At 40.4% G+C, this 14,260-nt stretch carries 11 protein-coding genes; 2 read left to right on the forward strand and 9 right to left on the reverse strand.

The annotated features are described in order from the left end of the window. Positions 1–8 precede the first annotated feature (8 nt). Positions 9–398, reverse strand: a complete 390-nt coding sequence (locus tag V7783_RS08265; RefSeq protein WP_335678317.1) for a cytochrome b562 — start codon at positions 396–398, stop codon at positions 9–11. 149 nt (positions 399–547) lie between these two features. On the opposite strand from V7783_RS08265, the gene V7783_RS08270 reads away from it, so the two are divergent. Continuing rightward, complete coding sequence (locus V7783_RS08270) at positions 548–1,627, forward strand: ABC transporter substrate-binding protein (RefSeq protein WP_335678318.1); 1,080 nt, start codon at positions 548–550, stop codon at positions 1,625–1,627. Positions 1,628–1,688: 61 nt separating this feature from the next. Here the strand turns inward: V7783_RS08270 and V7783_RS08275 are convergent, their stop codons facing one another. The 5 genes from V7783_RS08275 to upp all read right to left on the reverse strand — a co-directional run bounded on the left by V7783_RS08275 (position 1,689) and on the right by upp (position 8,491). Further along, positions 1,689–3,461: a sugar phosphorylase gene (locus V7783_RS08275; RefSeq protein ID WP_335678319.1), complete on the reverse strand. Its 1,773-nt coding sequence runs from the start codon at positions 3,459–3,461 to the stop codon at positions 1,689–1,691. Between the two features lie 62 nt (positions 3,462–3,523). Then, positions 3,524–4,744: a glycosyl transferase gene (locus V7783_RS08280; RefSeq protein ID WP_335678320.1), complete on the reverse strand. Its 1,221-nt coding sequence runs from the start codon at positions 4,742–4,744 to the stop codon at positions 3,524–3,526. Continuing rightward, positions 4,737–6,479: an HAD-IIB family hydrolase gene (locus V7783_RS08285; RefSeq protein WP_335678321.1), complete on the reverse strand. Its 1,743-nt coding sequence runs from the start codon at positions 6,477–6,479 to the stop codon at positions 4,737–4,739. Before V7783_RS08285 ends, V7783_RS08280 begins: the two co-directional genes overlap by 8 nt. A gap of 147 nt (positions 6,480–6,626) precedes the next feature. Next, positions 6,627–7,859, reverse strand: a complete 1,233-nt coding sequence (locus V7783_RS08290) for a uracil-xanthine permease family protein (protein ID WP_335678322.1) — start codon at positions 7,857–7,859, stop codon at positions 6,627–6,629. Between the two features lie 2 nt (positions 7,860–7,861). After that, positions 7,862–8,491 carry a uracil phosphoribosyltransferase gene (gene upp / locus V7783_RS08295; protein WP_064665066.1) on the reverse strand — a complete coding sequence of 210 codons (630 nt, stop codon included), beginning with the start codon at positions 8,489–8,491 and terminating at the stop codon, positions 7,862–7,864. Positions 8,492–8,693: 202 nt separating this feature from the next. Between upp and V7783_RS08300 the strand changes: the two genes are divergently transcribed. Continuing rightward, positions 8,694–9,536: an ABC transporter substrate-binding protein gene (locus tag V7783_RS08300; protein ID WP_335678323.1), complete on the forward strand. Its 843-nt coding sequence runs from the start codon at positions 8,694–8,696 to the stop codon at positions 9,534–9,536. Here V7783_RS08300 and V7783_RS08305 read toward each other — a convergent pair. From V7783_RS08305 to V7783_RS08315, 3 genes are all read right to left on the reverse strand, one after another. Next, the gene (locus V7783_RS08305) at positions 9,533–10,501 is read right to left on the reverse strand and encodes a Gfo/Idh/MocA family protein (RefSeq protein WP_335678324.1); all 969 of its coding nucleotides are present in this window, start codon (positions 10,499–10,501) and stop codon (positions 9,533–9,535) included. The genes V7783_RS08300 and V7783_RS08305 overlap by 4 nt on opposite strands. Then, entirely contained in the window at positions 10,498–11,460 is a 963-nt protein-coding gene (locus tag V7783_RS08310) for a phosphotransferase (RefSeq protein WP_335678325.1), read from the reverse strand. Before V7783_RS08310 ends, V7783_RS08305 begins: the two co-directional genes overlap by 4 nt. A gap of 184 nt (positions 11,461–11,644) precedes the next feature. Continuing rightward, positions 11,645–13,900, reverse strand: a complete 2,256-nt coding sequence (locus V7783_RS08315) for an acyl-CoA dehydrogenase (protein WP_335678326.1) — start codon at positions 13,898–13,900, stop codon at positions 11,645–11,647. Positions 13,901–14,260 lie beyond the last annotated feature (360 nt).

A 14,260-nucleotide genomic window follows, 5' to 3' on the forward strand; every position in this document is an offset into this window, starting at 1 on the left:
ACAGTACATTACTTACCAAATAACAATTCCCAAAAACCTGGCGGCTCATGCAATTTATGATATTGCTTACGTAAACCATCAATGGCTTTTAATGGCCCTTTAGCTGCCGTTAAACCTTTTTCATTAGCTAATTTTTTAGCTAATTCAGCTTTTGCGATCACTTTATCCAAACCTTGCAGTGACTGCTCGGCTTGTTTGTGAAAAGTCGCGGATTTGCTACGTTTAACCAAGGTAATAAACTCATCGATCGCAGTATTAAATTCAGGTAGTTGAGTTGCTTCGACACTGTGTTTATAAGCAAGGCCCATGTTTTTCATATGAGCTTCAAGGTCAAAATCGTCGCTAGCAAATATACTCGGGGCGCAAAACAGTGCCACAAGGCACAAAAATACTTTCATAATAATCCTAACAGTTACAGCTCAAAAAAGATGAAAAATCATTATACACTCCAGCAGCTATGAATATAACCTTACTCTAAGTGTGGTGAAAATTAATTTTGTGTTAGAATCCGTTTTTGTCGATGTGATGTGTTTTGGGTTTAGAACGAATGCGAAGATTAAAAAAACAATTTCTGATTTTCTTGTTGTGTTTAATAATTAGCCCTTCTAGCTTTGCCAAATTAAACATTACCTTTGTAAATCCTGGGTTTGCAGACTCATCTGCTGAAATAAATACAACCGGTAACTTTTGGTTCAAAGTGTCTAAAATTATGCTCAATGCGGCGGATGACTTAGATATAAACTTGCACATAAAATACGCGAATCGTAATCATATTTTGATGAAAGAGCTTATCAGGCAGGCCATTAAAGACAATCCTGATTATTTAATTGTGGTCGATGAAAAAAGCGTTGTCAGTAAATACTTAGCAAAATTAAATACTAGAAATATCCCTATTTATTTTTTATATAGCCGACCTGCTATCGGAAAATTTATATCGTTACAACGTGATGGCGTTAATATTATTGGCAGCGTTATACCGGATAATTATGCTGCAGGGAAAACGCTTGCACAACAGTTACTTATTAAACACAAAACAACTTCTACTCAACCTGCTAATATACTCGCGCTTATTGGCAATTATACAACACCCGCATCTATAGAGCGTGTAGCAGGCTTAGATGAATTTGTTGAGCAACATGAAGATATACACTTTATAGGAAAAGAGGTTGCCAATTGGTCTGAACAGGAAAGTTACACAAAAACCTTAGCATTTATGGAGTTTGCTCCTGAGATCAATATTATATGGTGCGCCAATGATGCTATTGGGTTTGGTGCAAAAAGAGCATTACAAGCGCGCAATAGTGCACATAAGGTCATTGTTGGTGGGATGAATTGGGACGCTGTACCAAAAGGTACCGAAGCGTTAGATATAACATTGGGTGGCCATGTGTTATTAGGCGCCTATGCACTCATTAATATTACTGATCATCATGATGAAAAAGCTCGAACTTCGCTAAATCATTCATCGTTGGCCATCTTCAATAACCTTAAGGCTGAAAACGCAAAACTTGTAAAGCACATAAATGAAACTGATTTGGCTGACATTGATTTTACTCAATTTAGTAAAATGGCCACAGAACCACAGCCATTTACAGTAGATAACCTCGCTAAAGCCCTTAATAAATAACACTGTAAAGGGGATTTACAGCCCTTTACAGTAACTGTGCCGTTTTTACTAAACTCGCTCACTATTCTCTATTCGATAACCAAAGTGGCTGATAAGGTGCAAGTTCAATACTTTGTTGCCCCTGATTTATCTCCTGTGCTGAAATAAGTTCAAACCACTGCTCGGTATCAATTAAATTCAGATCCGCGAACAGCAAAGTCTGCGGTTCATCACTAATGTTATAAACACAAAAAACACTTTGCCTACGGTCTATGCTTTGACGCCAAAAACCAAATAAAGCGCCTGTCAAATGCAAGGTAAATTGCGTGGCATTTGGGTGAAAGGCATCTTGCTGTTTACGAATAGCTAGTAAGTTATTAATTTGAGTAAACACGTGATAATGATGACTTGATTGATCAGCAAGCTTTTCTAGCAATGCAGACTCTTGCCAGCGATGACGATTAATACAGCGGTTATGCTGACTATTTTCAAAGCGCTCATAATCATTGGTGGTGCCCAGTAAGCTGTGAATATAAAGTCCTGGAATACCTTCAAGAGCAAACATAATAGCGTGAGCACAGGTAAAACGCTGTAACCCCCACTTATCCACACCTTTATGTGTGCCTTGTAAAGCATCAAATAGCGCAATATTCAGTTCATAGGGTGAGCTGGTGCCATTATTGGCAGTGCGCATGGAAACTTTTCCGCCAAAGCGACTAACCGTATTAACCATTTGCCCTAGCTCATCCTCGTCGAGCAGCCCTTCAGCTGGACGCAAGCCAATTCCATCGTGAGAAGCAATAAAATTAAAGTAGGCAGTGCCATTTTGCGCAGGAGGCATGCTCATCATCCAATGCTTGAGTGCTTTACTGTCTCCACTGAGCAAAGTATGTAATAACAAAGGAGGCAGTGAAAAGTTATAAATACAATGCGCTTCATTGGCGTTACCAAAGTAGGATAAATTTTCACGATTTGGGATGTTTGTTTCAGTGATTATAATTGCACTTGGCTCTACATGCTCGATCAGTGTCCGTAATAGGCGGATCACTTCATGTGTTTGCGCTAAGTTAATGCATGAGGTATTGAGCTCTTTCCACAAAAATGCCACTGCATCGAGGCGGAATATTTTTACACCGTTATCAAGATAGTGACGAATAATACCGACAAACTCATTAAGTACTAATGGGTTGGCAAAGTCTAAATCAACTTGATCAGGGCTAAATGTGCACCAAACATGGCGCTCCCCTAGCGCCGTTTGCACTGTATTAAGTAACGGCGATGTTCTTGGTCTAACTACCTGAGATAAATCGTCATTTAAACTGGCTGTTTTAAAGTAGCTGAGTCCAGGTTCTTTGCCTTGAATAAAGTTTTCAAACCAACGGCTGCGACTAGAACAATGATTGATCACTAAATCAGCCATGAGCTTAACATCTTGAGCAATCCCTTGAATATCATCCCAACTGCCTAGCGATTCATTCACTTGCACGTAGTTCATTACCGAAAATCCCTCATCGGAGCTATAGGGGTAAAATGGTAAAATATGCAACGCGTTAATCGTTCCCGCGCATTGGTTTTTCATAAATCGGTGTAAAGTATGTAACGGGGGTTCACTTGGCACGGCAACCGCCTGTTCAGCATCGCGATAACGCATAATTGAATCGCCATAAGCAATCAAAATAACATCTTGCTGATCCCAACGATTTTTATGGGGCGTTGGGTCGCGAACAGGGTCATCCCTTAACATGGTGGTGATCAACATGCTTGCGAGCGCATCAATACTCATACATAAGTCAACGCTCTCATATATACTGGTTAGGTGTTGTTCAACCCGCTGCTCAAATAACGCCTTACTCATTACCCTACCCCGTTGTTTATAAAAGTTTTTATTATTTATCCGTCTTTTCTGCTCTAATATCGTTATGAAAATTCTTTATTATCAAGCTCTACCGCTTCTTCTAAGCGCGCAAACACATCTGGCATTGCTGATGCAACACGGTTCCAACTTGGCACAAATGGCGCTTCCATTGGGTGCTGTAAAAAGTGCTCGCCCGCATTCATGATATTTTGCGCAAACATTTCCACCGCTTTTTCTTCTTGATGAATATCGAGTTTTAAACCATTCATCATCGCATCGTTATGGTAGGTTTCGATAAAATCCAACGCGATACGATAATACGTTGCTTTAAGTGAGCGAATGGTTTCCGTGGTAAACGTCACCCCTTGTGTCGCTAACTTACGAAACAGCGCTTTGGTGATATCAATCGACATTTTTGATAAACCAGCCGCTTGATTGTCCAGTGACAATGCTTGGTGTTTATGGTCATAGTTATCTGCAATATCAACTTGGCATAAGCGATTGTGCGAATAGTTACGATACATTTCAGACAGTACGCCAATTTCTAAGCCCCAATCGCTAGGAATGCGAATATCGTTTAATACGTCGCGACGAAACGAAAACTCACCTGCCAATGGGTATCTAAACGAATCCATGTATTCTAAGTAATCAGTGCTGCCTAAAATGGTTTTAAAGGAGCGTAAAAGCGGTGTTACTAATAAGCGTGAAACACGACCATTAATTTTCCCATCTGCAGTGCGCGGGTAAAAACCTTTACAAAACTCATAGTTAAAACGTGGATGGGCTACGGGATAAATTAACCGTGCTAATAAACTGCGGTCATACGTTAAAATATCACAATCATGCAAGGCGATAGACTCAACTTTTGCGGTCGCTAATTTATAACCCATGCAATACCAAACATTGCGCCCTTTACCAAGCTCTCGTGGTGCAACGCCTAGCGTTTGCAATTCTTTATCAAGCGCTTGCAAACGCGGCCCTTCATTCCATAAAACCCGGTGATGTTGGCCAAGTTCAGCAAAAAATTGCAACGCATGGCGATACTGGCTTTCATCGGCTCTATCTAATCCAATCGTAATTTGTGATAAATAAGGCACATGTTTTAGTTCTTTAACGATATTTTGTAGCGCTGAGCCTTCAAGCTCACTGTAAAGTGAGGGTAAGATCAAACCCATTGGCCGCTGCTTTGAAAAACTAAGCAGTTCAGCTTCTAGATCTTCAAGCGGTCGATCAGCAATATTATGTAATGTTGTTATGATGCCATTTTGGTAAAAATCAGCCATGTGATTGCTCCTGTTTGCACGCTAGTTGCGCTTTGATAACACTTAAATCGGACACTTCGTCGATCCATCCCTGTGGTGCGGGATGTTCACTGAGTAACCAAGGTTTTTGCGCTAACTTGGCTTTTGCTTTACTTGCAGGGTTATTGATTAAAATTGCAATATCAGCTTCATCGAGCATTGCCATATCGTTTTGACTATCGCCCAATGCAATGGTGGTAAAAGAGTAACGGTAATGCTGTTTAAATTGATTAAGTAACCAATTTTGGGCTATGCCTTTATTAGTTCCGCGGTTCAGGTGGATAAAGCGCCCGCCTATTAATACCTCATAACCTAGTGGCTTTATTACGTCTAAAAAATCCAGTAATTGCTGCTCTGTGCCTTGCCAAAATAATGGATCAGAATACTCTCGGATACGAGCAAGTTCACTTTGTTCAACACTCAAGCCTGTGATTTGACTCACCTCTTGTGCAGATAGCTGGCTAAACAAACGATAATAAGCACTAAACTCATGAGCATGTGTTTCAAGCTCTTGCTGTAATTGCTTACTACTGGGTGATAATGCATAACGCCAATGCTCATCCAGTTCTTCACATCCTATTGGTTTGAGATCAAAGTAAAATTTAGGAATGTAAACTGCGGCGCCGTTTTCAATTATAAAAGGTTGGTTATGCCCTAATGATTTTTGTAATGCATTAACCTCGGCAAAGGTTTTACTGGTATTAAAGACCACAGTAATACCAGCAGTCGTTAATTCAGTTAAAAATGGTTTTATTTCATCACAGTGGTAATCATTATGATCCAGTAATGTGCCGTCTAAATCAGTAAAAATAAGCGGCATCGATGTGTCATCGGCGCGTAATTTCATCGACGCAATATCACGTGATTCATCTAATGTCAGTAATGCATCTGCATGATCTGGTAACTGGTTGAGATTTTCTCGGGTAATACGTTCAAAGTGAGAGATAAAACGTACTAATTGCTGCTCATCAAACGTGCCTTTACCCGCTCCTTTTTTATTTAATAACTTTTGTTCTTGCTCTAACCGCCAGCCATACACATCTGCAAATGATGGCGCTTTTAGCATCACCGTGTAATCAATCATTGCGAATACATCTTGGTACTCATTGGCTAAACAGCTGTTCACACAGCGTCGCCAAATTCCTTCAGGGTCTTCATGTTCCTCTAATTGATTCACGCACTGGTGTAGTTGATAAGGCTGCTGCGCTTCGCTGCCAACACACCAACCTTCAAAAATGATGATATCAACAGCATGCTCAGTGACAGGCCATAATGATTTTTCAACCGGGTCATCTGTTTGCTTATCAAACTTGGGTAATGAAACACCGGCTTTACCTTGTAATAATTCACTAAAAGTGTGTTTCATTAAGGCTGTATCGTGTGTACCTGGCACCCCACGAGTGGCAAATAAAGGATGAACATCTTTCGCTAGTTGTAAGCGATGATCGCGGCTGTGATAAAAATCATCTATCGATACTGCAACACTGTTAAACGTAGTATTACAATTAAACCAGGTAACTAAAAAGTCAGCTAAAGTAGATTTTCCTGAACCTTGACAACCATTTATGGCCACCAGCATGGGCCGCTCTGTTGGTTTCAAACGAAGAATATCTTCTGCTAACGGAGCAAAATACTGCTCACTTAAATATTGGTATTTAAGGGGTAGCTGATGCTTTGCTAAAAACGGGGTAATATCCACAATATTGGCCTCTTGCATAATCGCTCCTATTCAGTATGACACTGTTAACATGATAAATGCAGTTAGTAGACCACTATTTAAATACCTTTATTTTTAATGAGTTAAAAAAATAGCGCATTTAAAATGCGCTATTTTGGTGCAATATAATTACTGTTTGGGCAGTTATTAAGCAGGCTTTTCAGCCTTTGGTAACACTAAATTAAGTACAATACCTAAAATTGCGCACAAACTAACACCTTGCAGGCTAAATTCACTCCCACCGATGTGCATACCGCCAATACCACACACTAAAATTAGTGCCACAATAGTTAAATTGCGCGGTGCGGTTAGATCTTCGCCAGACTTAACCAATGAATTTAAGCCCACCACTGCAATTGAACCAAACAGCAAAATCATGATACCGCCCATCACAGGCACAGGGATGGTTTGCAAACCAGCGCCCATTTTAGCAACAAAGGCTAAAATGATGGCGATAATGGCCGTCCACATCATCACTTTTGGATTAAAGTTACGAGTTAACATTACCGCACCGGTCACTTCTGAATAAGTGGTGTTAGGCGGGCCGCCAAAAATTGACGCTACCGTAGTGGCAAGCCCATCACCAAACAAGGTGCGATGTAAACCGGGCTTTTTAAGGTAGTCTTTATTAGTTACTTGGCTAATTGCCATCATATCGCCAATATGTTCAATAGCGGGTGCAATAGCAACTGGCACCATAAACAACACTGCTTGCCATTTAAATTCTGGCCAAGTAAACGCTGGCATGGCCAACCACTGCGCATTTGTTACAGCATCAAACTGGACTATGCCCATCACTAAAGACAAGCTATAACCAGCAATAACACCAGCTAAAATAGGAATAAGCTTAAATACACCTTTACCCCATACCGCAAATATTAAAGTAACTAATAGCGAAAATGCCGCCACCCAAATTGCTTGTTCATAGGGGATAAGTTGTAGTGTACCATCGCCACTTTTACCCATTGCCATATTCACGGCAACAGGCGCTAGCGCTAAGCCAATAACCATGATCACAGGGCCGACAACAACCGGGGGTAAAATTTTATGCAGTGCAGCAACGCCTTTTAGTTTAACTAAAATACTGAGCACCATATACGCACCACCCGCCGCCATTAAACCGCCCATGGTTGCAGGCACTCCCCACATTTGTACGCAGGCAATAATAGGCGCAATAAATGCAAATGATGATGCTAAAAAGATTGGTACTTGCCCTTTAGTAACCACATGAAATAGTAAAGTACCAATACCTGCTGTAAATAACGCAACATTAGGATCTAAACCAGTAAGTAGTGGCACCAACACCAAAGCGCCAAATGCTACAAACAGCATTTGCGCCCCAGTTAGAATTGTTTTAATTGAGAAGGTCGAGTTATCCACGTTTACACTGTACCAAAAATTTTATCGCCCGCATCACCAAGACCAGGAATGATATAGCCTTTTTCATTTAGGTGGCTGTCTAACGAGGCAGTAAAAATCTCCACATCTGGGTGGGCAGCAAGGGTTTTTTCAACCCCTTCAGGAGCGGCAACTAAAACAATCACTTTAATTTCTTTACAGCCGGCTTTTTTAAGCATGTCGATAGTAGCGATCATTGAACCACCGGTGGCGAGCATAGGGTCGATCACTAAGCTTAAGCGCTCGTCAATCTTGCCTACTAGTTTTTCAAAATATGGGATTGGCTCTAAGGTTTCTTCATTGCGTTGCAAACCAACTACGCTGACTTTAGCGGCAGGTAATAACTGCATCACGCCATCCATCATACCAAGGCCTGCGCGTAAAATTGGCACTACAGTGATTTTTTTACCTTTGATGTGTTCAACATCTAATTGCTTGCCATCCCAGCTAGTGATTGCTACTTTTTCCAGTGGTAAGTTCTTAGTCGCTTCGTAGGTTAGTAATGTACCCACTTCAGATGAAAGCTCACGAAAGCTCTTAGTACTAATGCCATATTCTCGCATAAGGCCAAGTTTATGTTGTACAAGTGGGTGATTAATTACATGAATAGTCATAATAGCGCCTAAAAGAAAAATAAATTGCGCTTATTTTAGCTTAAAAAATTCCATCAGACTTCAAAAAAGCATGATCCGTGCAATAAAAAGGTTTATTTAATTGCCCTGACGCAGCGATTTATCTCATTTAGCGCAATAATTGTTATATTTTAAAGTAACTAAACTATAATAATGACTATGAAAATTTACTCACGAAGATCTTATGACCAAATTTGCTGTTGGGATCATAGTCAGTTTTTTATTAGCTGGTATGCCTTTATTTGCCACGGCTAAAAAGCCATTAAAAGTGCAGATCATGACCGACTTTGCATCACAGATAAATAACGATCCCCTGAATATTGCCAACACCTTCATGCTAGATATTGAAAAACAACTCAATGGTGCTATTGCATTAAACTTTATTTCAGCAAGTAGATTAAGAGAGTGGCAACAATTACACACCATGAAAGACGTATGTTTATTCAATAAAACCAAAACCCCCGAACGCCTACAAAACGCCTTTTTTAATACCTACCCTATTATGGCGTTTCCGGCTAATCGCTTAGTCGTTTATAATCATCCCGAACTACCTGACAGTATTAGTTTAAATGACGCTATAAACACATATAAGCTTACCATCGGCATTACTTCTGGGCGTTCTTACGGTCATGAAATAGACGACTATATTGCTAAGCATCCGAACTCGTTTATAACATTGGGAGGTACAACTAGCGCGTACCGTCTTAGCCAAATGTTATTTCAAAATAAGTTCGATGCAATAATTGAATACAGTGCCGTTTTTATGTCCCGTCACGGCAACAATCCAAAAGCCGAAAATGTGCGTTACCTAAGTGTAGACAAAACCACACAAGCAGTGTTTGGCTTTATTGCTTGCTCGCAATCAGAGCAAGGAAAACAAGCGATTGCGCTATTTGATCAAGCATTACAAACGCCAGAAATCCAGCAAATAATCATTAATAGTCATAAACAAATATTTGCACCACCAGAACAGTCATGGATGGTAGGCGCGTTACAAGATGCGTTTGAAACATCCGCAAGTCACTAGTTTAAAATTTGCTCCATCACCCAGCTGGTATGCGTTGCAGTTTTACCCGTTGATGGGTGTTCAATATCATTTAAAAGTGCTGCAGCTAAATTTTCAACATGATGTTGCTGAACATGCACAGGGTTATCAATACTGAACTGAACGTGTCCTTGTTCATTAAGCAGCGAAATAACTTGCTCATCAAAGACACTAAAGCTGATCTCCCCCTTTTCACCATACACAGTTACAACATCGAAACGTGAAAAACCGCCAAAATTCCAGCTGCCTGAGCCAGTAATGCCATTTTTATGCTGCCAACAAGCCGTGATTGCATCAAACGCGTTATATAAATTTTGTTGATTGCCAGCTAAGCCTTTAACCTGTTCATAATCACCAAATAGATAACCGAATAAATCCAGCCCATGACTTGCTAAATCATCAAAGTATCCACCTAGGGCTATGACTTTATCAGTACGCCAATTGTAGTTTCCTGATTTATCTTGCTCGCTGGCGGCTTTACTTAAGTGCCAATTAACATGGCGTACTTGACCAATTTCGCCTGCATCAATAAGGCTTTTCACTTTATTGAAACGCGGCAAAGAGCGACGATAGTACGCTACATATAAAGGAATATTTTTACAACTAAACGCCTCTAAAATAGCTTCACTTTGCGCTAAAGTGGGTGCTAGTGGTTTTTCAATACAACACGGTTTACCTGCTGCGGCTACTTTTAGCGCCAGCTCTAAGTGACTATCTGGCGGAGTGGCGATATATACTGCATCAATGTCACTGCTGGCTATTAATTCATCCGCGCTGTTAAAAACCAGCGGCACGTTATGACGTTTTGCATAATCAGCAGCAAGTGCAACATCTCTGCGAGTGACCCCTTGTAGTATAAAGCCCTCAGTGTGTTGATAGGCCGGGCCGCTTTTTACTTCTGTCACAGCACCACAGCCAATCATCCCCCAGCGAATTTGTTTCGTCATTCTAGCTTGCTCCCAAAATTTATTTTTGTAATTTGATATTGTTTGCGCATATAGGTATTAACCTTTGCATGTTCTGGGCTCCACCCCATTAAAAATCGGTAAAAGTCAGCCCATGCAACCGGCCATAGTGATTGCCACGCGTTAATAACAGCGGCTGTATATTCATTGTTACCAAACGCCCGCATGGCATTGCTAAAGTGCTGAAAGTAATCGGCTAAATAATCATCCGCAGTATCATCTAATTGTTGTTCAGTTAAACAGCTACCCAAAAAATACATTACATCAACAACACCAATACCTGCCCCAACATATTGAAAGTCATAACCTAGAACTTCCATAGTAGAACTATTAACAGCGAAGTTAGCCAGTTTTGCATCACCATGAATAAGCGTTTGATAATGACAAGCGCGCAGTGTTTTATCTATATCATCAGCGTGGTGTTTAATGGCGGTGTCGGCCATTTTTTCATATTCATCTGGGCGAGTAGCTAAATGCCAATAACTCCCCTGCTGCCAAAGGCCATCAGGTTTAACTTGAAAATGAAAAGCATGAAAATAGCCAAGCCACTTTAAAATAGCTGCAATATGTTGATGATTTACTTGCGCATTAGTAAAGCCTGCCGCTGAGTAATCAGCAAATACCATCACCTTTTGCTGCCGATGTTCTAGAGTATCATAACAATTTAATGCAGGCGCTTGCGCTGGTAAATGCGGCGCATAATGTTGATACCAATGAAATTCTACTTCATAAGAATATCGCTTTCGGTTTATTGCAAACTCAGTTTGTGAAATTCGCGGATGATTAATGTGATCGGGCACACTAATCGCTTTGATCACACACGCATTGCCATCCAAACGACAACGCACTATTTCACCACAACCACTCCACAAAGCAGTAATTGTTTCTGTAATTTCAATACTATTATAATGAAGACTAATTAAAGGCAGATAAAAAGACATACACACCAACGTTTACGCAACTAGTGCGTAGTATGGCATAAACTTTTTCAGATTAAAGAGCTTAGATAGACCTAAATACAGTGATGTTAAGCTGAAAACAAAAAGCCCACACAAAATTGCATGGGCTTAAAAGATAAAAGCGCCCGAACTGCTGGGCGCTTACATTGTTGAATTAATTAAAACTCTACTGGTTTACAACGCTTTTCAGTGGATTCACTGGCTGTGCGTTTTCGTCGAGTAAGTTCATATCAAAATCAAACTCATCAACACGAATAGCACGTTCACGCTTGATATTATAATCAATTAGTTTTGCGTACTCTTCTTCAGTAATAACACTTGCAACAAGTGCATTATCAAGTGTTAATGCAAAGCGAATACCTGGTTTAATTGTTTTTGCACGCAGTGCTTTTTTCACTTTTGCGAGTAACTCTAAACAGCCCATTTTAGCTAAGTAAGCTTGCTCGTTGATGTAATGACCATCACCTTTTACAGGCTTAACTAAATGCGTAATTTGCTTTTTAAAGGCAGTATCAAGCTGTGCTTGCTCTGCTAATTCACGAATTAAATTATCGCTAATTTTTGGCATTTTAGTTGAGTAATTCATGGTAATAAAACGCATAAACTTACGTGTGCCACTTGCTGGGAAGTTATCTAAAAACTTGTGCAATGCTTCTTCAGCGCTTTGTAGTGCAAAACGTGTAGCATAATGGAAGTAAGGCGCTGCTTGCTCGCGTTCACTGCTTGCTACTTTTTGCTCGTAATATTTAATAGACGCCATTGCCGCATATAAGAAGCTCATTACATCACCTAAACGGGCTGATAACATTTCTGCTTGTTTAAGCTTGCCACCCAATACTAATAACGAGAAGTCAGCATATACAGCTAGTTTTGCTGATAATTTTTGTGCTGCTTTCTCATATTCACGCACTTCAGGAAGTGGTGAATTAGCACCTGCAGTAAACGGTAAAACACCTAAGCGGAATGCTCGTAAGCTATTAGCAACACTGTAGCCCACAGTTTTACGCAAGATGCTGTTAAATTCTTTATCAGCGTTTTTATCTTCACTGTGAATAGACTCAACCATAGATTGTAAATATGGGTGACAACGCATCACACCTTGACCAAAAATCATCAGATTACGGGTGAGGATGTTTGCGCCTTCTACCGTAATTGCAATCGGTTGTGCTACATAGCCACTGGCAAGGGTGTTTTGCGGGCCGTTTTGAATCGCTTTACCCGCTTGAATATCCATTGCTGAATCAAGCACATCGCGGCCAATCTCAGTCATGTGATATTTTGCAATTGCAGTGACGACTGACGGTTTTAAGCCCATACCTAAACCTTCAGTTGTTAGTACACGCATCGCTTCTTGTAGGTAGGTTTTACCTGCAATATCAGCGAGCTTTTCTTGAATACCTTCAAACTGACCAATCGCTAAACCAAATTGCTCGCGTACTGCTGCGTATTCAGACGCACCTTTAAATGCTACCTGAGATGAACTAACACCTAATGCCGGTAATGAAATACCACGGCCAGCACCTAAGCAGCTAACCAGCATTTGCCAACCGCGGCCGATATTCTTTTGACCACCAATGATAAAGTCCATTGGTACAAATACTTTATTACCGCGCGTAGTCCCGTTATAAAAACGGATACCCATAGGATCGTGACGGTTACCAAGTTCAACACCTGGATGCTCTTTTGGAATAAGCGCACAGGTAATACCGAGGTTTTCTTTACCGCCTAGTAGGCCATTAGGATCGACCACTTTAAATGCTAAACCAAGTACGGTAGCAATAGGTGCTAGCGTGATATAGCGTTTGTCCCACGTGATCTCAAGACCAAGTACTTCTTCGCCGTTGTACATGCCTTTAGTCACTGTGCCTAAGTCTGGAATACCACCAGCATCAGAGCCAGCTTCAGGGCTAGTTAGTGCAAAACACGGGATGTCACGGCCATTCGCAAGGCGCGGTAAATAATGCGCTTGCTGCTCTTGTGTACCAAAATGCAGTAATAACTCACCAGGACCTAATGAGTTAGGCACCATTACAGTTACCGCAACCGCAGAACTTTTAGTGGCGATTGTGCCAACAATCGTTGAATTTGCGTACGGACTAAACTCTAAACCACCAAACGATTTAGGAATGATCAATGAAAAGAAACGTTCTTTTTTCAAAAAATCTAGAATATAGTCAGGTAAGTGGATACCGTTTTGAATTTCAGTATCGTCGATCATACCCAGTAACTCTTGTAATGGGCCGTCGATAAATGCTTGCTCATCTGCGCTTAAAACCGCAGCAGGTACTGCGCGTAAAGCGTCAAAATCAGGCTTACCTTGGTAGATAGAGCCTTCTAACCACACATCACCCGCATCGAGGGCTTCTTGTTCAGTGATAGAAATACTTGGTAATACTTTTTTTAATTTTGTGCGTAAACTCATGATTAACTCATCCGACCAGATAACAATACCTCTATTACGTCATAAAAATTAGATTAGATCAATTGCTCTAAGCAAATTTTTAACAGTTTTTTCAATTTATTTTTATTGGCAAGATCTAAGCTATTGAATAAAAACAGCTTACACATGTACGCTGAAATGAAAGAATAATGGAAAAATAAGCGATGAATACTTTAATGCTAACTTAATAGTCATAGTGAACCACAAAAAACAAACCGTGAAATTAACAATTAAAACCAACCATTAATTAACGCAACGAATTTTTGATATAAAAATATCAAAACATGATAGAAAATCACAACTTTTAATGCCCCTCCTGTGACAACCTAACATTGGGAATGA

This window comes from Pseudoalteromonas sp. (assembly GCF_036960685.1).
Taxonomy (GTDB): Bacteria; Pseudomonadota; Gammaproteobacteria; order Enterobacterales; family Alteromonadaceae; genus Pseudoalteromonas.

What these genes read in the sequence shown, in the direction of transcription:
- V7783_RS08315 (WP_335678326.1), bottom strand. Translation starts at nt 13,900, where the DNA reads ATGAGTTTACGCACAAAATTAAAAAAAGTATTACCAAGTATTTCTATC.
- V7783_RS08275 (WP_335678319.1), bottom strand. Translation starts at nt 3,461, where the DNA reads ATGAGTAAGGCGTTATTTGAGCAGCGGGTTGAACAACACCTAACCAGT.
- V7783_RS08300 (WP_335678323.1), top strand. Translation starts at nt 8,694, where the DNA reads ATGACCAAATTTGCTGTTGGGATCATAGTCAGTTTTTTATTAGCTGGT.
- V7783_RS08280 (WP_335678320.1), bottom strand. Translation starts at nt 4,744, where the DNA reads ATGGCTGATTTTTACCAAAATGGCATCATAACAACATTACATAATATT.
- V7783_RS08265 (WP_335678317.1), bottom strand. Translation starts at nt 398, where the DNA reads ATGAAAGTATTTTTGTGCCTTGTGGCACTGTTTTGCGCCCCGAGTATA.
- upp (WP_064665066.1), bottom strand. Translation starts at nt 8,491, where the DNA reads ATGACTATTCATGTAATTAATCACCCACTTGTACAACATAAACTTGGC.
- V7783_RS08305 (WP_335678324.1), bottom strand. Translation starts at nt 10,501, where the DNA reads ATGACGAAACAAATTCGCTGGGGGATGATTGGCTGTGGTGCTGTGACA.
- V7783_RS08285 (WP_335678321.1), bottom strand. Translation starts at nt 6,479, where the DNA reads ATGCAAGAGGCCAATATTGTGGATATTACCCCGTTTTTAGCAAAGCAT.
- V7783_RS08270 (WP_335678318.1), top strand. Translation starts at nt 548, where the DNA reads ATGCGAAGATTAAAAAAACAATTTCTGATTTTCTTGTTGTGTTTAATA.
- V7783_RS08310 (WP_335678325.1), bottom strand. Translation starts at nt 11,460, where the DNA reads ATGTCTTTTTATCTGCCTTTAATTAGTCTTCATTATAATAGTATTGAA.